The 21,706-nt window shown below is 51.8% G+C and carries 18 protein-coding genes; 3 read left to right on the top strand and 15 right to left on the bottom strand.

The genetic code is table 11. From position 1 onward, the window contains the following. Window positions 1-147: 147 nt before the first annotated feature. Entirely contained in the window at window positions 148-411 is a 264-nt protein-coding gene (locus AC0YNV_RS18310) for a hypothetical protein (RefSeq protein WP_475769313.1), read from the bottom strand. Window positions 412-955: 544 nt separating this feature from the next. On the opposite strand from AC0YNV_RS18310, the gene fabV reads away from it, so the two are divergent. Continuing rightward, window positions 956-2,146 (top strand): enoyl-ACP reductase FabV, encoded by a 1,191-nt coding sequence (gene fabV / locus AC0YNV_RS18305; protein WP_475769312.1) that lies wholly within the window; start codon window positions 956-958, stop codon window positions 2,144-2,146. Between the two features lie 149 nt (window positions 2,147-2,295). Here fabV and lspA read toward each other — a convergent pair whose 3' ends face one another. The 3 genes from lspA to AC0YNV_RS18290 all read right to left on the bottom strand — a co-directional run bounded on the left by lspA (window position 2,296) and on the right by AC0YNV_RS18290 (window position 5,015). Continuing rightward, complete coding sequence (lspA, locus tag AC0YNV_RS18300; RefSeq protein ID WP_475769311.1) at window positions 2,296-2,772, bottom strand: signal peptidase II; 477 nt, start codon at window positions 2,770-2,772, stop codon at window positions 2,296-2,298. Window positions 2,773-3,022: 250 nt separating this feature from the next. Next, on the bottom strand, window positions 3,023-4,039 hold the full coding sequence (locus AC0YNV_RS18295) for a Gfo/Idh/MocA family protein (RefSeq protein WP_475769310.1): 1,017 nt from the start codon (window positions 4,037-4,039) through the stop codon (window positions 3,023-3,025). Window positions 4,040-4,133: 94 nt separating this feature from the next. Further along, a complete protein-coding gene (locus AC0YNV_RS18290) occupies window positions 4,134-5,015 on the bottom strand; it encodes a sugar phosphate isomerase/epimerase family protein (protein ID WP_475769309.1) in 882 nt (293 codons plus the stop codon). A 203-nt stretch (window positions 5,016-5,218) separates the two neighbouring features. Between AC0YNV_RS18290 and AC0YNV_RS18285 the strand changes: the two genes are divergently transcribed. Then, window positions 5,219-6,112, top strand: a complete 894-nt coding sequence (locus tag AC0YNV_RS18285) for an AraC family transcriptional regulator (RefSeq protein ID WP_475769308.1) — start codon at window positions 5,219-5,221, stop codon at window positions 6,110-6,112. A gap of 99 nt (window positions 6,113-6,211) precedes the next feature. Here the strand turns inward: AC0YNV_RS18285 and AC0YNV_RS18280 are convergent, their stop codons facing one another. The 8 genes from AC0YNV_RS18280 to AC0YNV_RS18245 all read right to left on the bottom strand — a co-directional run bounded on the left by AC0YNV_RS18280 (window position 6,212) and on the right by AC0YNV_RS18245 (window position 16,794). Continuing rightward, on the bottom strand, window positions 6,212-7,711 hold the full coding sequence (locus tag AC0YNV_RS18280) for an IMP dehydrogenase (RefSeq protein ID WP_210037372.1): 1,500 nt from the start codon (window positions 7,709-7,711) through the stop codon (window positions 6,212-6,214). Between the two features lie 377 nt (window positions 7,712-8,088). After that, window positions 8,089-9,081 carry an aldose epimerase family protein gene (locus AC0YNV_RS18275; RefSeq protein WP_475769307.1) on the bottom strand — a complete coding sequence of 331 codons (993 nt, stop codon included), beginning with the start codon at window positions 9,079-9,081 and terminating at the stop codon, window positions 8,089-8,091. Between the two features lie 177 nt (window positions 9,082-9,258). Then, complete coding sequence (locus tag AC0YNV_RS18270; protein ID WP_475769306.1) at window positions 9,259-11,079, bottom strand: ABC transporter ATP-binding protein; 1,821 nt, start codon at window positions 11,077-11,079, stop codon at window positions 9,259-9,261. Next, entirely contained in the window at window positions 11,060-12,817 is a 1,758-nt protein-coding gene (locus AC0YNV_RS18265) for an ABC transporter ATP-binding protein (protein ID WP_475769305.1), read from the bottom strand. Before AC0YNV_RS18265 ends, AC0YNV_RS18270 begins: the two co-directional genes overlap by 20 nt. Window positions 12,818-13,020: 203 nt before the next feature. Then, window positions 13,021-13,833, bottom strand: a complete 813-nt coding sequence (locus tag AC0YNV_RS18260; protein ID WP_475769304.1) for an alpha/beta hydrolase — start codon at window positions 13,831-13,833, stop codon at window positions 13,021-13,023. Further along, window positions 13,809-14,741 carry an aldo/keto reductase gene (locus AC0YNV_RS18255; RefSeq protein ID WP_475769303.1) on the bottom strand — a complete coding sequence of 311 codons (933 nt, stop codon included), beginning with the start codon at window positions 14,739-14,741 and terminating at the stop codon, window positions 13,809-13,811. Before AC0YNV_RS18255 ends, AC0YNV_RS18260 begins: the two co-directional genes overlap by 25 nt. A gap of 60 nt (window positions 14,742-14,801) precedes the next feature. Beyond that, window positions 14,802-15,791, bottom strand: coding sequence for a Gfo/Idh/MocA family protein (locus tag AC0YNV_RS18250; RefSeq protein ID WP_475769302.1), 990 nt, complete (start codon window positions 15,789-15,791; stop codon window positions 14,802-14,804). A gap of 220 nt (window positions 15,792-16,011) precedes the next feature. Then, window positions 16,012-16,794, bottom strand: coding sequence for a phytanoyl-CoA dioxygenase family protein (locus AC0YNV_RS18245; protein WP_210037366.1), 783 nt, complete (start codon window positions 16,792-16,794; stop codon window positions 16,012-16,014). Window positions 16,795-16,918: 124 nt separating this feature from the next. On the opposite strand from AC0YNV_RS18245, the gene AC0YNV_RS18240 reads away from it, so the two are divergent. Then, window positions 16,919-17,806 carry an AraC family transcriptional regulator gene (locus AC0YNV_RS18240; protein WP_210037365.1) on the top strand — a complete coding sequence of 296 codons (888 nt, stop codon included), beginning with the start codon at window positions 16,919-16,921 and terminating at the stop codon, window positions 17,804-17,806. A gap of 101 nt (window positions 17,807-17,907) precedes the next feature. On the opposite strand, the gene AC0YNV_RS18235 is transcribed toward AC0YNV_RS18240, so the two are convergent. The 3 genes from AC0YNV_RS18235 to AC0YNV_RS18225 form a co-directional block, all read right to left on the bottom strand. Further along, the gene (locus tag AC0YNV_RS18235; protein WP_475769372.1) at window positions 17,908-19,647 is read right to left on the bottom strand and encodes an ABC transporter substrate-binding protein; all 1,740 of its coding nucleotides are present in this window, start codon (window positions 19,645-19,647) and stop codon (window positions 17,908-17,910) included. An 83-nt stretch (window positions 19,648-19,730) separates the two neighbouring features. Next, window positions 19,731-20,636 carry a carbohydrate ABC transporter permease gene (locus tag AC0YNV_RS18230; protein WP_210037364.1) on the bottom strand — a complete coding sequence of 302 codons (906 nt, stop codon included), beginning with the start codon at window positions 20,634-20,636 and terminating at the stop codon, window positions 19,731-19,733. Window positions 20,637-20,650: 14 nt separating this feature from the next. Beyond that, the gene (locus tag AC0YNV_RS18225; protein ID WP_210037363.1) at window positions 20,651-21,604 is read right to left on the bottom strand and encodes an ABC transporter permease; all 954 of its coding nucleotides are present in this window, start codon (window positions 21,602-21,604) and stop codon (window positions 20,651-20,653) included. Window positions 21,605-21,706 lie beyond the last annotated feature (102 nt).

Raw genomic sequence — 21,706 nt, 5'->3', positions numbered from 1 at the left:
TTGATGCCTTTATACCGATTCATTTAGCGTCCAAGAGTACGAAATCAAATCCAGTATGAGCCGCATTCTTAGTATCAACATGTGGAATATTTTTTGTTCCATTCGGTTTTGTGAAATTTTTCTATTTCGTTTCAACTTGCTTTATAATTAAGGGAATGGTCGTGGTCGAAGAGAAGGATCATTTTCTCTTGCCCACCATCTAGAATCGTGACCGTAATAAATATCGATTGCCCAAAATTCAACAGTCTCATGATAGATCATATCGTATTCTGAAGTGAGTTCAAGTCCACCCCATATCCGATTTATTCTACCAACAGCTTCCTCTATAGATATTCCAAATTGGCTTGCCATACATTCAACAATTTCATTGCAGAACTGAAGAGACTTCTTACTAGTCTTAAAATTAAACATTTGTCGATTCCTCCTACCCTTTAGGAATAATTCTGAAGATGTAATGTACTATAACCTTTCATCAACGGTACATCTTCCTCATACTGAAGATAATTATGCATCGATTATAAACTCATCATCAAACATGTTATGATTTTGCCCAATGTTAATTGCAGAAGTACCATCTAGCCTTGGTTATAATGAAAGATTATTAGATTCTTCCCTTCTTCGTCTGTTTAGTTAAATAAACATTCATAGGATAAAACGGAGAAAATGGCTATAACGTTATCTGTCTAGATTTCAAATAGAAATTCTTTTGGTGAAAATAATGTCCAATGTATCTTTTTTTGTCGAACTCGGTTGTTTTATTATAAATCAAATCGAAACGTTCTATTTTACCTCCTCGAGTAGCTATGAAACCTAAAGTGTAATACTGCTCCATCGGTATCCCCCCATTCCCCGCTTCCCATTTCCCCAAAAAATCATTAAAATATAAAAGATGATCTCTTACATCTTTTAACGCCCCATGCACTATCCACTCTGATCGAAGAAAGGAATATACATAATGATTATTAAACCGAGAACACGGGGATTTATTTGTACAACGGCTCATCCGGAGGGCTGTGCGAGCCAGGTGAGGCAGCAGATTGATTATGTCAAAGCCCAGCCTGCGGTGAGCGGCTTCAAGAATGTGCTGGTTATTGGCGCCTCGACCGGATACGGCTTGTCCTCCCGCATAGTCGCCGCTTTTGGCGGTGGAGCCAATACGGTCGGCGTCTACCGTCAAGGCGCAGCAACCGACAACCGCACGGCTACTGCCGGCTGGTACAACTCGGCAGCCTTCGAGAAGGCCGCGCAGGAAGCCGGCCTCAAGTCCTTCAGCGTCACTGGCGACGCCTTTGCCGATGAGACCAAGGCTAAAACCATCGATGTGATCCGCACAGAGCTGGGTCAAGTGGACCTGGTGGTCTACAGCGTAGCATCAGCCAGACGGATTCATCCGAAAACCGGTGAGGTGTTCAATTCCACCTTGAAACCGATCGGCAAGCCCTACACGAACAAAACGGTTAATTTCCACAATGGCACGGTAAGCTCCATCACCATTGATCCTGCAACCGACGAAGATATCGACAACACCGTTGCGGTTATGGGCGGCGAAGATTGGCAGCTCTGGATTGATGCGCTGCTGGATGCGGGCGCTCTTGCCGATGGCGCAACGACGGTTGCTTATTCCTACATCGGCCCTGAACTGACGCAGGCAGTCTACCGGGAAGGCACCATCGGCCGGGCCAAGGACGATCTGGAAGCAACGGGTCACCGCCTCAACAAGCAGCTCGGCGAACGTGGCGGACATGCCTACGTATCCGTATGCAAGGCACTGGTTACCCAATCCAGCTCGGCCATACCTGTAGTTCCTCTGTATATCTCTGCCTTGTACAAGGTAATGAAGGAAAAAGGGCTGCACGAAGGCACGATTGAGCAGACCTACCGCTTGTTCGCGGACAGACTTTATACGTCGAACGGAATGGAACTGGATGAGGTTGGGCGCATTCGCATCGACGACTGGGAAATGCGCGATGATGTGCAAGCGGAGGTCGCGAGGATCTGGGAAGAGCTGACTACCGATAATATTTATGAGCTGTCGGATCTCGAAGGATACCGGAAGGAGTTCTTCCAGCTGTTCGGCTTTCAAGCGGACGGGGTTGATTACGAAGCGGATGTTTCGCCTGAGGTCGAAATCCCGAATCTGCGATAACAGCGGTCGGTTTCATTTTTCATACTAAAAAAGGGGCTCCCGGATTTTATCCGGAAGCCCCTTTTCTTTTGCATTTCAATTTTAATCTGGATTACCCAGCTTCGTTTACATCACGATAATCTGTGGATTACCCAACTTCAGCAATTCGCTTAAGATTCCGAAGTAACTATACCCGTTCTATCCTTTCGCGAGGCTCTCAAAGAATCAATCGCAATCATAGCGACTCCTATGCACAGCAAGGAATCAGCAACATTAAAAATAGGGAAATTAAAAAAATGAACCTGAAGCATATCCACGACTTCTCCCTTAAAGACACGATCGATATAATTACCCAACGCACCGCCTAGAACGAGGGCTAATCCATAAGATAGAAACTGATTCTCCCGGTATACCCTGTGCAAATAGATCATGATTCCGATAATAACCAAGGAGGTTACGGCTATGAAAAATCCCAATTGGCCTTCCAGTATGCTGAATGCAGCTCCCTTGTTTCGTATCGAGGCGAGTCCAAAAACTCCGGGTATAACAGGTATTTGTTGTCCGATTGTCATATACATGGATACAAGCCATTTGACCACATGGTCCACGATAATAACACCGACAGCTATACAATAATAACGGAACACTCCATTCACTCCTTTTGAATACGTCATAAGCTCATCTTTAACGATCATAATTTTTGCTGTGTCTATGTATCTGCCTGTTTACCTAATCCTCAATATCATAACATTCTCTGGATGGGATATGCCAGTGCCGGTAGTACGGTGATACTTATTAACTGTCGAGATCGCCGGCTGCCATAGAAAAAAGAGCCGCCCCGCCATTCACATGGCAATCGGGCAGCCCCTTCCAGCAAATAAATCCTGTCCATCCAGCCTACAGCCGTACCTTCTTCCCCGTCCTTGCACTCTCAACCGCGCCGAATACCATCGCCACGCTCTTGATGTTATCCAGGCAATCGGTCTCCGCCGGACGGCCCTGCTCCAGGGCATTAAACATTTCGTCCAGGCAGCCCCAGTGTCCTTCGCGTCCTTCATAGGTGACAGCCGCTTCGATCTGCTTCATCGGCAGGAAAAATTCCGGCCCTTTACTGGTGTCGACAGCCTCTGCAACCGGCAAACTAGCGCCATCCCATTTCGCTGTACCGCTGCTGCCGGTTACTCTCCACTCCGATTCCCAGGAGGTGCCGAGGCCCTGGGCGCACCATGAACCGCGATAGCTGAATACGGAACCGTCGCTCATCTCGAAAATGCAAATCGCCGAAGCGTTCCCTGTGTACCAAGAGCCCGGAGGGTTATATTCATGGCAGTAGACCGATACCGGGTCGGCGCCGATGATGAAGCGGGCCTGATCGAAGGTATGGATCGCCATATCAATAACAAGCGGACTGTCCATCGCGTCGCGGAAGCCTCCGAAATGCGGCCCCAGGAAGAAATCGGCATGAATCGAGCCCACTTGTCCAATATCCCCCGACCCTACCAAATCGCGGAACGAGCGGATTTGCTTCAGGTAGCGGCGGTTCTGCATGACCGCATAGCGTTTGCCGGTTTGCCCGCTGATGCGGACAATTTCTTCCGCATCGGCATACGATTCCGCCATCGGCTTCTCGCCAAGCACATTGCAGCCCGCTTCCATCGCGGTTGTGACAATCTGTTTATGGCTGGCCGGGATGGTCACATCAAAGACGAGATTGGCTCCCGTAGCCGCCAGCGCCTGGGACAGATCGGTGAAGGTCGGAACGTTAAGACCGCGTTTCTCCGCCATTTTCCTGGCGCTCTCCTCGAAGATATCCACCAGACCGACAATCTCGGCGTTCTCCCGCTGCGCTGCGTAATCCAGCCATGTATTGGACATGCCGCCGCAGCCTGCAACGACAATTTTATGTTGTGCCAATCGAAGCACCCTCTCATTGTAAAAGTATGATCATTTCCCATTTCGCAAATAGGCTGGCTCCCTTGCGCACAGTCGATCCGCGAAAGCGTGCAGGTTACTCAGGATTAGGAATAAAATCTCCGCCGCGGCATTTTTTCAAATAATTAAGGCCATGCACCTGCCCCGTCATCTCCAGCTCGCCCCGGTAAACCGGATCATGCCAGCCTTCGATATCGATGCTTCCCTCATAGCCCGCCTGGCGCAAAATCGTAATAATATCCGACCAGTTCGTATCGCCAAAGCCGGGCGTGCGGTGCCAGACGAATTCCTTCGGTCCATGAATGCCGTATTCGCGGACGACATCCCAGGCAATGGTGGCATCCTTGCCATGCACGTTGAAGATTTTATCCACCCATTTGCGCACCTGCGGAATGGGATCGATCAGGCTGACCATCTGGTGGGTTGGCTCCCACTGCAGGCCTATGTTGGCTGCCGGCACGGCATTGAACATCATCTCCCAGGCCGTTGGATTATGCGCAATATTCCAGTCGCCATTTTTCCACGTCCCGCCCATATCGCAATTTTCAAAAGCAAGCTTCACGCCCTTGGCCTCGGCACGGCGCGATAATTCGCCGAACACCTCGCCGAAGCGCGGCAGCGATTCATCGATCGAGCCCGGCATCCGCCCGGTAAAGCCGGCGACCAGATTGGTGCCGAACGCATCGGCATGATCGATCAGTCTCTCCCAGCTCGCTAATGTATCTGCATTATCGCCCGCTCCGGTGAGCGGATTCCCGAATATGCCCAAGCTTGAGATGACGATATCATGCTCCGCCGTTATTTCTTTAACGCGCTTCGACAGCTCCATCAGATCCGCATCCTTGGTGGATTGCCAGAAGGTCAGCGAGAAGGATTCAAAGCCATGGGGAATAATTTGGGGCAGAACGCGCACCGCGTCGCCACCGCCGACAAGTGTACCGATTCGAATTTGTTTCATTGTACCCTCCTAAGGTTTTACAAATATGATCTTCCCTTATCTTACCTAATGAGCGGAGAGCAAGCTATGAATGAAATTGCGTTTCAATCATACGATCTTACGATATTTATGGAAATGACAGCGTCGACATTTTCATAAATAGCGATTATAATAAGAAAATTGTATGAACCTACTTTTCATCCCACAGAGGAGAGACCGCGTTTATGACCGTCAGCCCTCACAAGGAACATACCTGGATTCCCGATCAGACGTTTCCCATCAATGTTTTTTTCGTGAGAGGAATCGGTCTGCATTGGCATGACCATATCGAGTGGATTTTTGTCAAGGAAGGCAAAGCCCGCATCCAGATCGATGCCGACTTCGAAACGCTCCAGCAGGGGGAGCTGGCATTCGTCAACTCCAGGCAGCTGCACAGCGCTGTTGTTCTGGATCCGGATACCGAGCTGATCTGCATTGTTTTTAATGAGGCTTTGGTGCGGGGGAGCGGTCTGGATATTACCGAGCATCATTATTTTCAGCCCTATTTGAACCAGCATCTGAAGTGGCCGGGAATTATCCGCAGAACGGAACCGCTTATGGAGGGCATCAATGAGTCTTTCTCCAGATTGGTGGGCGAATTCAAAGGCAAGCAGCCCGGCTACGAGCTCCTGGTCAAAGCCGAGCTGCTGCGGATTTTCGGGCAGTATTTTCGTTATGCGCAGCAGTTTGAGACGTTAAAATCTCCGCGCCTTCCGAATACGCCGGACTTCTCCGGGCTGCTCCAGACGCTGCGCGAGCGCTACCATGAACCGATAACTGTCCAGGAAGCCGCCCGGATGGTCAACCTCAGCCCGAATTACTTTTGCAATGTTTTCAAGCAAATGACGGGCAAGACGCTTATTGAATATATTCATCTGCTGCGGATCCAGGAGGCCGAGCGTCTGCTGCTGGAGACTGATGCTTCCATAACTGAAATTGCCGACAGGGTCGGTTTCTCGAACATGACCTATTTCGGCCGCGTGTTCAGGAAGTTCAAGGACGGCACCCCCTCCGATATCCGGAAAAAAAGGGCCGCTCTTCACAGCGCCAGCACCACAACCCTGCTCTCCCGCAGCTGACCCAAGCACATGAGCTGACAGACGCAATAAAGCCGGTTCCCCCTGCCCAATGCAGAAGAAACCGGCTCTTATTCCGAATTTGCTATTGCTTCTTATTCCTTATTCCCCCGACAAGCTGCTTTCCTTCATAATAACATCGTGCGCGCCGCCCTCGACCAGACTGGTTGCCGATACGAGCGTGATTCTGGCATTTTGCTGCATCTCTGCGATCGACTTCGTACCGCAGTTGGACATGGTCGATTTGATCTTGCTGATCGTCTTGTCCAGGTTTTCCTGCAGCCCCCCGGCGTATGGCACGTAGGAATCAACGCCTTCTTCGAAAACAAGGCCCTGCTTGCCTCCGGTATCGTACCGCTGCCAGTTCCGCGCCCGATTGGAGCCTTCTCCCCAAAACTCTTTAACAAAGTTGTTACCGATCATAAGCTTCTTGGTCGGGCTCTCGTCAAACCGAGCAAAGTATCTGCCCATCATGACAAAATCGGCGCCCATGGCCAGCGCAAGCGTGATGTGATAATCGTGTACAATCCCGCCGTCGGAACAGATCGGCACGTAGATGCCCGTTTCCTTATAGTACTCTTCTCTTGCTTCCGCGACCTCGATCAGCGCCGATGCCTGACCGCGGCCGATCCCTTTTTGTTCGCGGGTAATGCAGATGGCGCCGCCGCCGATTCCGACTTTCACAAAGTCCGCGCCGGATTCCACCAGATAGAGGAAGCCTTCACGGTCAACGACATTCCCTGCGCCAATCTTGACATTGAAGTTCGATTTGACGTATTGCAGCGTGTCGCGCTGCCATTCGCTGTACCCGTCCGAAGCGTCAATAACGAGAATATCGACTCCAGCAGCGACCAGTGCCGGCACTCTTTCTTCATAATCCTTCGAATTGATGCCCGCCCCGACGATATAGCTTTTGTTGCCATCGAGCAGCTCCAGCGGATTGCCTTTATGCGCATCGTAATCCTTGCGGAACACGAGGTAACGCAGATTCTGCTGCTCATCCACGATGGGCAGACAGTTCAGTTTATGCTCCCAGATCAAATCATTGGCTTCAGGCAAGGTCAAGCTGGACTTGCCGTAAATAAGCGACGAGAAGGGTGTCATGAAATCCTGGATGCGCTTGTCCAATGTATCGCGGCTTATCCGGTAATCTCTGCTGGTCACGATGCCAAGCAGCTTTCCGTTTGGCGTACCGTCGCCGGTGATCGCTACGGTCGAATGACCGGTTTTTTCCTTTAGTTCCAGCACATCCTTGAGCGTATGCTCGGGTGTCAGGTTGGAACGGCTGACGACGAAGCCCGCTTTGTATTCCTTGACTTTTCGTACCATGGCTGCCTGATCTTCAACGGATTGGGAACCAAAGATAAAGGAAATACCGCCGCAGCGCGCCAATGCAATCGCCATATTATGGTCCGAAACCGACTGCATGACCGCGGATGAGAACGGTATGTTGAGAGAAATATCAGGTTGTTCGCCTTTATTGAATTTGGTGATTGGCGTCTTGAGCTCGACATTGGCCGGCGTGCAGTCCTTTGTCGTCAAATTGGGGATTAACAAGAACTCATTGAACGTCCGGGACGGTTCAGTATAATAGAAAGCCACTCTCTTCCCACTCCTCATCTATTTTTAGTTAATTTTTAGAATCATACACCTTGCTTAACCGGAGGTCAATAGTTAATAAACAGGATTTATTGAAGAAGAAACGGCTTCGCCGTCCTTTGACGGGCAAGTAAGTTTCTTCGCTAAAGAATAGAAACAAAGCAGGGAGGAATTCTTATACTTGCCGATATATCAAGAAGAAACGGCTGTCGCCGTCCTTTGGCGGCGCGGCAAGTTTCTTCCCACAGAAATAGAAGCAAAGTATGGTGGAATTTTATACTTTCTTATATATCAAAAAAACCGCTTATCGCAGCGGGGACCAACGGCGGCTTGATGCCCGTTTGCCTGCTGAATAAGCGGTTTCTCCACATTTCATACAACTACTTCAGATATAGTCTTCCGGTTTCCTCCCAGATCTCGCCCGGAGCCAGACTGAACAAACCGATTTCGTCCGCAGGAAGATCGACATTCGGAGCATTGACCAGATTAATCTGCGGCTCCGGACAGAAGAATCCTTCGGTCGCGAAATTGTTCCAGATCATCCACTGCTTATAAGAGGTTCCCACATCATAGACCAAGGTGCGGCCAAGCTTCGAATCGGTGAGCTCCATCCGGTTGCGCCCGTTCTGCGGCACCGCCGTGTAGTGATTGTCCAATTCCGTGAAGAATGGATAAACGCCTTCGCCCTTGAGCTGCTCTTCCTCCGCAGTCAGCGGTAGAAATTCACCCGTAGGCAGCATCCGCTCGCTCATTTCCCAGCGGCTTCCGATCGTCAGCTTCACCCGGTAATCGGCCGCCGAGCTTCCAGGCGCGAATGGAGCGTTCACTGCCGTATGGAAGGCGAACAGGCATGGCATCACATCCGCTCCGTCATTGCGGATCAGGATATGCTGCGATAAACCGGCAGAGCTTAGCGTATACTTGAGCTTGATGGTAAACAGATGAGGCAGGAATTTGTACACCGCATGCTGCTCATCTACCTTAAGCGCTACGGTGACGAAGCTCTCTTCTCCGGTTTGCCCAAACTCCTCCACATCCCAGGTCTCGCTATGTACGAAGCCATGCAGATGATTGCCGGTCTTCTCTTCATTCACAGGGAAGGTATAGGTCTTGCCATTCCAAGGGAACTTGCCGTCTTCGAACCTGTTCGGCGGAAACAGCACCGGAATGCCATGGATAATCGGCCTTGCCTTAAACGATTCCATCTCGTCCTCTGCAGGCTCGTGAAGGAAGTTGTAACCGTTTGCTGTATCGCGAAAAGCAATCAGATTCCCGCCGATTTCCGGCAGGATTGCCGCTTCATAGCTTCCGCTCTTCAGCCATACTGCTTTTTCGCCTTGATATTCACCCTTGTATGCAGCTGCTTCGCTCATGTGTAATTAATCGCTCCTTTAATATGAATAATGAATGCCAGGCAATTATTACTTCATTATATATCAATAAGAGTACCATAAAGGCAGCCTGTGGAGAAGGCTGCCTTTTGTGGTTCCCCAGTACCGCAAGAAGAACCGGCTGTCGCCATTCTTTTGGCGGCGCGGTTAATCCGCCCGCTATGCCGTAATCTGTTTCCCCTGCGAATGCAGGTACAGCTCCTCGTAATATCCTTTACGGCTGAGCAGCTGCTCGTGGGTGCCTTCCTCCACAACCTCGCCATCGCGCATAACCAGAATCCGGTCCGCATGCATGATGGTGGAGAGCCGATGCGCGATAACCAGCGTGGTGCGTCCCTCGGACACAGCCTCCAGAGCGGATTGGATCAGCTGCTCGGTTTGCGAATCCAGATTCGCCGTCGCTTCATCCAGAATCAGCACCTTCGGCTTGAACACAATGATGCGCGCGAACGAGATCAGCTGCCGCTCCCCTGCGGAAAGCCCGCTTCCCCGCTCCGACAGCCGCGTGTCGTAGCCTTCTTTTTTCTCGGAAATCAGCTGCTCCGCACCAACAAACTTACAGGCCTCGATAACCTCTTCCCGGGAAATCGATTCGTCAAACATGCGCACATTGTCGACGATGCTTCCGGAATACAGATACGGCTCCTGCTGGACAAGTCCGACGATCCGGTGAAGCTTCTCCTGCGGAATGTCCCGGATATCCGTTCCGTCGATCAGCACACTACCCTCTTGCGTGTCATAGAACCGGCAGAGCAGGCTGATCAGCGTACTTTTACCGGCACCCGTCGTTCCGACGATTCCGATCATTTCGCCTGGCGTGATATGAAGATCCAGGTCGCGGATAACAGGTGTGTCCTGCTTGTAGCCGAAGGTGATCCGGTTGAAATCGATGCGGCCTTTGACATCCGCCAAGCTTACGTCGGTTACTCTTTTGCTGTCTTTGACTTCAGGGGAAATGGAGAAAATCGTCCAGATCCGGTTGACGGCAACCGATGTGGATTGCAGCGTATTCCACTGCTGCGTTATTGCATTGATCGGTTGAAAGAACTGGCGGATATACGTAATAAACGCATACAGCACGCCGAACTCGATTTTATGATCAAAAACAGCCATCCCGCCGAGCCACGTTACGAAGGCAATCGAGATATTGCCCAAAATATCGAAGGACCGGTTAAACAGAACATTGGTGCGGATTTCCCGCAAATTCGCTTTCAGGTACGACTCGTTGCGGCCGGTAAACTGTTTGCCCTGCTCCTTCTCCTGGTGAAATGCCTGGATGATGCCCATACCGGCCAGATTCTCCGCCACAAAAGCAACCAGCCTGGAGAGCTGTGTTCTGGACAGCTGGTATGTCTTGCGCATATAAGAGCGGAACGCTATGGCGATGAAAGCGATAATCGGCAGCAAAATCATACAGTACAGCGTAAGCTCGACATCCAGCTGGTACATCAGCACCAGTATGAAGATCAAGGTCAGGCCATCGCGGAAGACGCTCAGCACGACCTGGGTGAAGAATTGATTCAAGGTTTCCGTGTCGCTCGACACATGGGTGATCAGGCTCCCCGCCGGTGTACGGTCGAAGAACGGGATGGACAGTCTGGAAATATGCTCGAACAGCTCCTTGCGAATGCGGGCGACGATGCTTTGGCCGGCAAACTGCAGCAGATTATTCTGCAAATAAGTGAATACCAGGCCGCCGATCGACAGGGCAAAATAAATGCCGCCGATCATGACCAAGGTCCCGTAATCGGTTTTGCCGACCATCAAATGATCATCAATGGCAATCTTCATTAAATAAGGCTGAAACAGATCAGCCGCAATCGCCAGCAGCGTGCATATAAACATCAGGGAAAAAGCAAGGCGATGCGGTTTCACATAGGCATACAAGGCGCGGAAGCCCGTTTTTCCTATTTGCTCATTTTTAGCTTCATCCCGGGGGGATGCTTTCTGCCGCTCCTGTTTAACGGATATGGTCGACATGCCGGCTTCCCTCCTCCTGAATGGTATACAGCTCAGCGTACAGGCCCTGCTGCTTCAATAATTCCTGGTGCGTACCCCGCTGGACAATCCGTCCTTCGCTCAGCACGACGATTTCATCCGCATGTTTGATCGCACTGATCCGGTGCGCAATCAGGATCGTTGTTTTGCTTTTGCGTTCCTTGCGGATGGAGTTTACAATACTCGTCTCCGTCACCGCATCCACCGCGCTTACGCTGTCGTCCAGTATGAGCAGCGGCGCATTTTTGATAATTCCCCTGGCCAGGCTCGTGCGCTGCCGTTGACCCCCGGACAGTGTGATGCCCCGTTCCCCCAGCTTGGTCTCAAACTTGTCGGGAAACGCTGCGATGCTGTCATAGATCTGGGCTTGCTTGGCTGCCTTCTCGACATGCTCAAATCCGGATTCCCGGCGGAAGAACGCGATATTATCGCGAATGGTCGTACTGAACAGGAACCCGTCCTGCGGTACATAAGCAATCTGGCTGCGCAGGCTCTCAATCGTCAGTTCGTGAATATCCATGTCGTCAAAGAGAATCGTACCCTCCGGCGAATCGTAGACCCGCAGAAGCAGCTTCATCAGGGTCGTCTTGCCGCTCCCCGTCTTCCCGATAATGCCCAGCGTCTTGCCCGGCTCCACCTTAAGGTCGATATCATGCAGCGTTTCTTTGGATGCCCCCGGATAAGTGTAGGAGAGATGCCGGATTGCGACTCCCGTATGCCTCAAATCCGCTGACTTCGCATCGATCGCATCCTGGATTTCCGATTCTACGGAAAGCAGATCGTTGATGCGCGTCAAGGATGCCCTCGAGCGCTGCATCGTGTTGATCACGTTGCCGATTTGCTGCAGCGGGTTCACCATCATCCGGATGTACAGCGTCAATGCGACGAAGCTCCCCAATGAAATCGTGTTGTTAATCGTCAAGTACCCGCCGTACATGATCGTCACAATAAACGACAACGCGCCCAGAAACGGAATAAGCGCCTGGAACAGCGAGGATACCCGTACAAGATGCAGCTGATTATCGCGGATATTGTCTACCGTTTGAGCGAAACGGGCGATCATAATCGGCTCGACCGCAAATTTCTTCGTCACTCGGATCCCGCCGAACTGCTCCTCCGCCGACTCGGTCATTTTGCCCAGGGACTCCTGAACCTTGAGCGAGCGGCCCCGGATGACGGGACCGAAACGGGTTACAATCCAGGGAATAATGAGCAGGGGAAGCACACAGGCGAGAATCAGATAATACGGAATGTCACTGATCAGCATCATAAAAATGGCCGAAATAATGAGCATCGTCGCATTCGTTGTCTGATTGATCCCCATGGAGATCGATTCCCGAACGGCCGTCACATCGTTGATGACGTAGCTCAGCCATTTGCCAACTCCGTGCTTGGAATAATAGCTTTCGCTGAGCGTCATGAAATGAACGAACAAGCGGTTCCGGGTATAGAATTCAAAGCGGCGCCCAAGCCGCATAATCATATATTGTCCAATGCCCGCCAGCAGGCCAAAGCTTAACCCCACACCCAGCAGCAGCAAGCTGTAATCGATAATAGCAGTACGGGTAATATCTCCAAGCTTCAGCTGATCCGTGAAATTTCCGATGATTTTGGGATAAAACGACTGAATAATGTTTCCTGTCATGATAGAGGCGACGGCAATTGCATACAAACCCCAATTCGTCCGAATATAGTTAAACAGCAACCGTTGCGGCTTCAAAAGAAAATCACACCCCCGAAAAGACGTACATTCCAATTAACCATACTGAATGCCGAATAAAACGTTTAATGCTTGCGCTGTAGAGCGCTCTCTAGTCAAGCTGAAAAACCCATTTGTCTTTTTGCATGCAGGCAGAAAATCCCCATCCTGAAAGCTTCCGGATGTATTCATCCGGTTGGCTTTAAGGAAAGGGGATGCTAGCTTTATTTATGAAATTCGTACCGCTTGAGCCACAGCTCGCACACGGAGGCCCATGAGGCGACGTGCTTATCTTCCTCGGCAAGTCCCAAACCATGCCGTCCATGCTCATACACATGCAGATCAAACGGTACACCGGCGCGGCTGAGAGCCGAAGCGAACATCAGCGAGTTTTCCACGGGAACACCGGCGTCATCGGAGGTATGCCACAGGAAGGTTGGCGGCGTATCCTCCGTCACTTGCTGCTCCATGCTCATCAATTGGACCAGATGCTCTTCCGGCTCGGAACCGAGCAAATTTTTCTTCGAACCTTCGTTTGAATACGGCGGCTGCATCGTGATAACCGGATAACACAGGACGAGCAGATCCGGTCTGCTGGACTGCCGATCCACCGGATCATCCGCATCGGCTTCTCCCCGGTCGAACAGGGTTCCGGCCGTTGCTGTGAGATGTCCCCCGGCCGAGAAACCGAGTACGCCGATCTTGCCCGTATCAATTCCCCATTCGGAAGCACGATGCCTGACATAACGGACAGCGCGCTGTATATCCGTGAGTGCGCTTGGGTAACGGTATGGCGCTACGCGGTAACGCAGAACGAAAGCCGAAATGCCAATGGAGTTAAGCCACAAAGCGATCGGTTCACCTTCATGATTGGCGCGCATGCCATATCCGCCGCCCGGAACCACAATGACTGCGCCGCTTCCCTTGCCTTCCACCAGATAGGTGGTAAGCGCCGGACGGTCTTCTTCCGTACTACCCTCGGCGCGTGGAGCGCCTCCGGGCCAAAGCTCGATTAATTCGTTCTCAGATCCAGCCACTTCACTTCCTCCAGTGTCAGAGAGATAGTCGTTGCCTCCAAACAGGATTTCAGCTCTGCTTCATTTCGCGGACCCACGATGGCGCCCGTCGCGAATGATTGATTCAGCACGTAGGCAAGCGCGATTTGAATCGTAGAGAAGCCTTTCTTCCTTCCAAGCTCTTCGGCACGGTAGTAACGTTTCCAGTTGTCATCATTATAAAATACGCGCACCAGGTCGGCATCAGAACGATCCTCCGGCGTAAATCGGCCCGTGAAGAAGCCTCTGGCTTGCGAGGACCAGGAGAACAGCGGCATTCCGCCGCGTTCATGCCAGGCCAGCATTTCTTCGTCAACGCTGATGCAATCCTTCCAATACGCCTCCTGCGCTTTGGCCAGACTGAGGTTCGGACTGCTGAATTCGAAGCCCCGCAGGCCGTGTTCAGCCGCATAACGGTTCGCTTCATCCAGTCTGGCCGTCGTCCAGTTGGACCCGCCGAACGCCAGGATCCGTCCCGCTTCCACATGCTCGTTCAACGCCTCAATAATGTGCCCGACAGGAATGTTCGGATCATCGCGGTGAAGCGCATACAGGTCGACATAATCCGTGCGCAGACGCTCCAGGCTGATCATCAGCTCTTCATGAATCGCCGCTTTGTTCACCCGCGGGCCATCCTTGTTCGGATGCGCGCCCTTCGTCCAGATATTGATCTGGTCGCGGTTGCCGCGTTCCTCCACCCACATGCCTATAGCCTGCTCGCTCTTGCCTCCGGAGTAGCCATAAGCCGTGTCAATCGTGTTGCCGCCAATTGCAGTAAACGCATCAAGATTCGTGCTGACAAGCTCATAAACATCCGGTGCAAAATAATCCGATCCCATGATCAACTGGGTCACGCCTTGCTTAAGTCCGGGCAGGTCGATTTTTTTCATCTGGTAAACATCCTCCTCTATTATACATGATTTATTAAAATTTATTAAGATGAATTAATATTAAATTAGCACGCGCTCGCGCGAATAGGCCGATTTCAGGCAAGCATCCAGCACTTTCATATTGGCAACCGCATCATCCGGCGTGAACCGGGCCGTCTGCTCGCCCCATACGGTGCGGGCAAAATCGTCGATTTCCAGCGCGAACGCATTCAGCTCCTGCGGCTTCTCTTCGCGCATACCGTTCTTTGTATGAACGATGAAGTGCTGGTCCCCCACAAAGGCCCCCGGCACTTCAATCCAGCCGTCTGATCCCAGAATTTCAAGAGGATTCCGGAAAGCGGCCCACATGCCGCTGCTAAACGTCAGCGCTACACTGCCGGGGAACTCCAGGAGACCGGAAGCCATCATATCGACTTCATCGTGCTCGGGTGAAATCAAGGCATGCACAGTTGCGGCTTCCGGTTCCGCCCCCAGAATCAGACGTGCCACGCTGATGGGATAGCAGCCGATATCGTAAAGCGATCCGCCTCCCCATTCCCTGCGGTAGCGGACATTGCCCTTATCCCCAGCATTATTGAAGGTAAATGCAGCATGAATGCCGCGGACGTCGCCTATTTCTCCGGAGTCGATAATTGCTTTGAGCCGTTCATAACGCGGATGATGGCGATACATGAAGGCTTCGGCCAGATGCACGCCTGTCCGGCTTGCTTTGTCTGCCATTCTCTGCGCTTCTTCGGCATTCAACGCAATCGGTTTCTCGCAGAGTACATGCTTGCCTGCTTCCATCGCCCGAATGGACCATTCCATATGGAGATGATTCGGAAGCGGTATATAAATGGCGTCAATGCTGCCATCCGATAATAGATCTTCATAGCTGCCATAGGCGGTCGGAATATTAAGCTGCGCTGCTGTTTCCCGGGATTTCTCCAGGTTGCGGCTGGCAATAGCCGCCGCTTCGCCGGTCTGCGATTGCTGGATCCCGGGAATGACCGAACGTTTCGCGATTCCGGCTGTTCCAAGAATACCCCATCTAAGTTTTTTTGTAGTCATGTATACGTTTACACCTGCCTTAATGGATTTGCCCCTAGTATAGACCAATTCCTCCGGCGTGGAAATATAAAACTACTTCTGAATATATAAGATTAGCGCTTTCATTCTCGTCACGAACAACCGGGAAAGGTCTTAAATCTACAGCATTATCAACGAAAAAAAGCCCGTTATCGTTCCTTGGAACGAACAGGGCATTTATATTTTCGGAGAAAGAGAGCGCTTACGCTAGCTTCGGAAATAATCCTCCCCGAAGCGGGTCTCCCGGCGCAAGCGATTGTCCGTCCGTGCAGACATGGCGGGCCCCGCTGTAGGTTGTTCCATCTTCCATATAGATAATGGCCAGAGCGCGGCGCGGCTGATCCGTTTGATTCGCATGGGCATAATGGAAGGTGAGGCCGTTATGAAAGGTGCAGCTGCCTGCTTTCATCCGGACGATGGCCGCCGTGTTTCGGTCCACTTCCGATGCGCCGGAGTCTTCAAAAATATCATGCGGCGAAACCAGATCCACATGCTTGAGGTTTTTGATCTTTTGCGACTTCGGAACGAACATCATACAGCCGTTATTTTCATCCACATCGTCAAGCGCAATCCATATCGACAAGCCGGTCTGCTCATTCATAGGCCAGTATGGGGCATCCTGATGCCATGGAGTCGGTTTGGAATCCTGAGGCATTTTGAACAGGGCATGATCATGGAACAGCCGAATGCCGCTTGCGCCTGTAAGCTGCTTGGCAGCGTCGGCAAAACGCTCCGAGAGTACAAACCGGGCCATGCCGCCATGATCGCGCCAGGTGTTCACACGCTGATTCAAGACTTTGAAATAAGCCCCCTCCTTCTGAGCCGTCTGCACCGAATTTCCCGTCTTTTGGCCCATCGCCTCGTTCAGGTGCTCGCGCAGCTCATTCAACTCTTTACGGGACAGCATATTGTCAACCTGAACGAAACCATTGTCCCGGTAAAATTTGATTTGATCCTCCGTCAGCCTGATTTTCTTTTTTAACATGCGCTCGTCTCCCTTTGCTACGAAAGTTATTTGTCTTACTCTTAATTTAAGCTATTATAGAACCATAATCTTGGAGGATGAGCGACAAAACCAGGTCGATCTGCCAAAAAGGGGACAAGCGGACATGACAACCTATACAGGCAGCAATTATTTCAAGGACAGCCGTTTTCCGTTCTATATCGACCGCGCCGTTATTCGCAGGAATGAGCCGATTCCTTCCCATACGCATGATTTCGTCGAACTTGTGTTTGTGGTGGAAGGCAGCGCCTTTCACGAAATGTCCGGTCATCAATACCGGCTGGCCACGGGGGATGTGTTCATTCTGGAGCCGAATGTATACCACAGCTATCTGGGGTCGGCCGATGAGGATACCCTTGTCTATAATGTGTTGTTTGATACGGCTTTCCTGCAAAAGGAGCTGGAGGCGCTTCAGGAAATTCCCGCCTTTATCGATTTTTTCTATCTGATGCCCTTCCTGCGGAAAAGCCAGTCGTTCATCCCCTACCATCCGCTGCAGGCTGCGCAGAAGCTGCAGTTCCAGGGCCATCTGCAAACCATCTACGAGGAGTATGAGCAGGAGCGCGACGGCTCCCAGCTCATTATCAAGACACGCTGGATCGAATGCCTGGTCTGGCTCAGCCGGTATCATCAAGAGAACCGGAGCACAGAGCGCCATACACTCAGCGACCGGGAGCGGATTCTGTCGATCCGCAATTTTGTCGAGCTGAATTACCGTCAGCCCCTGACCCTTATCCAGCTGAGCCGGATTTGCGGGATGAGCGTCTCCTCATTCACTGCCAAATTCAAGGAAGCCACCGGACAGAGTCTCATGGATTACAAGCACGAGGTGCAGATCCGCCACGCCTCCGCGCTTCTGCTCGATACGGACACCAAGGTGCTGGATATTGCGCTCGAAACCGGCTTCAACGATGTCAGCTTCTTCAATAAAATGTTCCGCAAGCATACCGGCGTCACGCCAAGAGAATACCGGCGTACGCATAAACAAAAATAACCCGATCCATACCTGTTTTCATTCAGGTTGAATCGGGTTATGGCATATATAAGAAAAGCCGCCCCCGACTATGACGAGGGCGGCTTCTCGAATGACATCGTTTATTGGCCGGAATCGGCACTCCACAATGCAACGCGGTCCTGCACGTATTTCGTATATCCTTTTTCCATTTTCTCAACGCCCGCTTTGATCAGATCCTGCTGGTACGCCTCCCAGACTTTATCGAAGTTCTCCGGCTTCGCCAGGATCGCCTCCGGAACGCGCTTCCAGGTGATGTCCTTCATCTTGTTGCCGAGAACGGCTACTTCATCTTCGCCCGGGATCTGGATATTCCAGGCTGCACCGTACGCCTTCACCTTGAACTCGTCTTCTTTGGGGAATAGATCCTTCCAAATTGTAGCATCATACGCTTTGAGCGTTTCTTTCTCCACATCGCTGTAGCCGGTCGGGATCATCTCCGGATTGTTCTTGGTGTAGTAGTTGCCGGTTGCATCCTTCGCGCCGTCGCCATAGTGCACCATCATGTTCCAATAGAAGCCGATACCGGTTTCCTTCGTGAATGCCGTGTTGTCGTTATTGATGCGGTCCTGCACTTCCTGCGGCACGACGCGCTTGCCGTCCTCCATGACATAATGCTTGCCTTCAATTCCCCAGTTGTTGAGAATCTGGCCTTCATCGGATGCGAGGAAATCCAGGAACTTGATGATGCGCACCGGATCCTTCGCCGTACTTGAAATCGAGATCCCGTAGCCGCCCATGAAACCGGTTGGCCAGAAGGATGTTTCCTTGAAATCCTCGCTCAGGGTCACCGGATAATGACCGTATGTCTGGTCCAACTTGCCGGCTGACTTCAGAGCCTGCTGGCCGTCGTTGTAATCCCAGTCCTGGTCGATCAAGCCGAGTACGCGGCCAGAAGCGACCTTGGCTTTGTACTGGTCATACTTTTGCACAAAGCTTTCCGGGTCAAGCAGCCCTTCGGCGTTCATATGGTTCAGCCAGCGGAAATATTCCTTTTCTTCCGGACGGCGGAAGTGGTACGTGGCTTCAAATGTGTCCTGATCGACCCAGTATTCGCCGTCATCGGATCCGCCGGTTGTGGCAACGGCCGGGTTGGTAACGGAGATTTGTATATGCCAGTCATCCGCATTCAGCGATACTCCGATGTTCTTGTTGCCATTCTCGTCCGTCGGATGCTTGGCCAGATAATCCTTGATCGCCTTCTCATAATCCTGTACGGTACGAATCTGCGGGTAACCCGCTTCCTTCACGACGCGATGCTGAAGCTCGAAGCCTCCACCGGCCACGAATCGCTGTTCATCAACGGCTGCCCAAGTCGGAATGGCGTAGATGGACTGGTCCTCAGTCGTATATTTGGCCCGGCTGAGGTAAGGACCTAGCACTCTCTTGATATTGGGCGCATATTTGTTGATCAAGTCGGTCAGATCGATGACGCCGCCGGCATCGACGAGCTTGCCGATATCGCCTTTGGCCGAAATGATGTCCGGATATTGACCACTTGCCGCCATGAGCGCAACCTTCTGCGCCGGATCGCCTACGGCAAATTCCGCATCGAGGGTAACGCCTGTTTTCTTCGTAATTTCCTTGGACACTTCATCCTGCATGTTGTTCCAGTTAGGATTCGGATCCTCGGCGAAAAAGCTGAATGTGACCGGGGACAATTCTTCTGTTTCCGCACCGGCGTTCGTGCTCGTATTCGCCGTGCCGGTGTTGTTCGCAGCTTTGCTGTTCTCGCCATTATTGTTGCTGGAGCAGCCGGCCAGCAAGCCGACGGAGAGCGCGAATGTCATGAGCAGCGCCGCCGCTTTGGATCTTGTGTTCATCATGCGTAAAAACCCTCCCAATTTGTAGTAAAGAAATATCGTAATGAACAGATTATCTGTCTATACCGGTTTATCAGCTGCACTCAGCTCTTGACTGCGCCGAGCGTCATGCCTTTTACAAAGTACTTCTGCAGGAACGGATAGACGACCAGAATGGGAACGGTCACGACGATCGTAATGGCCATCTTCACCGATTCAGGCGAGATTTGGCGCATGACCTCGGTCATGTTGCGGCCGCGGAAGGAATCGGCGTTGGTCGTCGTGCTCTGCAGCACCTTCATCAGTTCAAACTGCAGGGTGGTCAAGTGTTCCTTCGAGCCGTTGAACAGATAGGTATCGAACCAGGAGTTCCATTGTCCCACCGCCAGGAACAGCGCGATCGTCGCCAGCGCCGGCTTGGTCAGCGGCAGGATGACACGCCAGAAGATCGTCCAGTCATTCGCCCCGTCCAGCTTCGCCGACTCCTGCAGCGCATAAGGAATGCCATCGATGAAGGAACGGATGATGAAAACGTTGAATGCGCTCACAAGTCCGGGAAGCACGTAGACGGCGAAGGTGCCGATCATATGCAGGTCGCGAATCAGAATGTAGAACGGAATCAGCCCGCCAGATATATACATCGTCATGGCGAGGAAAGCCGAGACGAATCTGCGTCCCTGAAAATCAATGCGGCTGATCGTGAAGGCCAGCATCGAAGCGCTCACAAGCCCCAGAATCGTCCCGATAACCGTTCGGAGAATGGAGATTTTCAGCCCGGTAATCAGCCCGCCAAAGGCAAAAATCGTCTCGTAGTTCTTCAGCGTAAACACCCGGGGATAAATGGTGAGTCCGCCGCGCACGCTATCGGTTGAATCGTTAAGCGATATCGCCAGCACATTCAGGAACGGATACAGCGTTACAATCGTAACGACCGCCAGAATGAGATAGACAAGCAGGTCAAAGGTTCTGTCCGGCCAGGATGCCCCGGAGGACCATTTGCGCGAAGCCATGCGGCATCCTCCTCCTAGAAAATACTTTCTTTGGTTACTTTTTTGAATATGCCGTTTGCGACAAGCAGCAGGATGATGCTGATCAGTGAGTTGAAAATATTGATCGCTGTACCGAAGGAGAACCGTCCCATGCCAAGCCCGTAGTTCAGCGCGTAGAGGTCAAGCACCTGCGAATAGTCGCTGACAAGCGGATTGCCGAGCAGGAATTGCTTCTCGAAGCCGATGCTGACCAGGTGCCCGATGGAGATGATCAGCAGAATGATGATCGTAGAGCGGATGCCCGGAAGCGTAATATTCCATATCTGCTGGATCCGGTTCGCACCGTCTACCTTCGCCGCTTCATACAGCTCGGGCCCAATGCCGGCAATGGCGGCCAGATAGATGATCGTGTTCCAGCCCATCTCTTTCCAGACATCCGAGCCGGTTACGATATACCAGAACAAATTGCCCTTCGCCATATACTGGATCGGCTGATCGATGATGTTCAGGCTCATAAGCAGCCCGTTAACGGCGCCGTCGGTTGCCAGCATCTTCGTTACGATACCTGCGACGACGACCCAGGACACGAAATGCGGAAGGTACGAAACCGTTTGCACAAAACGCTTGACGGCCATCGCTTTCACTTCGTTCAGCACGATCGCGAAGATGATCGGTACCGTGAAGCCGGCGACCAGTCCCATCGTACTCATGGCCAGCGTGTTGCGGAGCACCTGGTAAAACTGGGGATCGTGAAATAGTTCCTTGAAGTACTGGAGTCCCACCCACTCCTGATCGAAGAAGCTTCGCCCCGGCTTGAATTTCTGGAAAGCCATCGTCCAGCCCCACAGGGGCAGATAGCTGAACACGAATACCCATGCGATAAAAGGAAGCGACATGAGGTACAGATACCGCTGCTGGAAAAAAACGCTCCAGAATCGTTTTCTGCCATGCTTCGCAGGGGCTTTCATTTCGGTTGTAACCGCTGCCATGTATTTCCCTCCTTGCTGTATGTCCTTATGATAATGGAAATGCGATGCCCGCAATACCCGACCAATTCGAGCGAAAATCATATAAAAATCAGCGCTTTGAAC

It is taken from the genome of Paenibacillus sp. JT31N11 (genome assembly GCF_056269285.1).
Note: the sequence above shows the minus strand (reverse complement) of the source record. Positions and strands in the feature narration are given on the sequence as shown.

Coding starts and splice junctions, on each gene's coding strand:
- AC0YNV_RS18310 (WP_475769313.1), bottom strand. CDS start 411: ATGTTTAATTTTAAGACTAGTAAGAAGTCTCTTCAGTTCTGCAATGAA.
- fabV (WP_475769312.1), top strand. CDS start 956: ATGATTATTAAACCGAGAACACGGGGATTTATTTGTACAACGGCTCAT.
- AC0YNV_RS18290 (WP_475769309.1), bottom strand. CDS start 5,015: ATGAAACAAATTCGAATCGGTACACTTGTCGGCGGTGGCGACGCGGTG.
- AC0YNV_RS18285 (WP_475769308.1), top strand. CDS start 5,219: ATGACCGTCAGCCCTCACAAGGAACATACCTGGATTCCCGATCAGACG.
- AC0YNV_RS18275 (WP_475769307.1), bottom strand. CDS start 9,081: ATGAGCGAAGCAGCTGCATACAAGGGTGAATATCAAGGCGAAAAAGCA.
- AC0YNV_RS18270 (WP_475769306.1), bottom strand. CDS start 11,079: ATGTCGACCATATCCGTTAAACAGGAGCGGCAGAAAGCATCCCCCCGG.
- AC0YNV_RS18255 (WP_475769303.1), bottom strand. CDS start 14,741: ATGAAAAAAATCGACCTGCCCGGACTTAAGCAAGGCGTGACCCAGTTG.
- AC0YNV_RS18250 (WP_475769302.1), bottom strand. CDS start 15,791: ATGACTACAAAAAAACTTAGATGGGGTATTCTTGGAACAGCCGGAATC.
- AC0YNV_RS18245 (WP_210037366.1), bottom strand. CDS start 16,794: ATGTTAAAAAAGAAAATCAGGCTGACGGAGGATCAAATCAAATTTTAC.
- AC0YNV_RS18240 (WP_210037365.1), top strand. CDS start 16,919: ATGACAACCTATACAGGCAGCAATTATTTCAAGGACAGCCGTTTTCCG.
- AC0YNV_RS18235 (WP_475769372.1), bottom strand. CDS start 19,647: ATGAACACAAGATCCAAAGCGGCGGCGCTGCTCATGACATTCGCGCTC.
- AC0YNV_RS18230 (WP_210037364.1), bottom strand. CDS start 20,636: ATGGCTTCGCGCAAATGGTCCTCCGGGGCATCCTGGCCGGACAGAACC.
- AC0YNV_RS18225 (WP_210037363.1), bottom strand. CDS start 21,604: ATGGCAGCGGTTACAACCGAAATGAAAGCCCCTGCGAAGCATGGCAGA.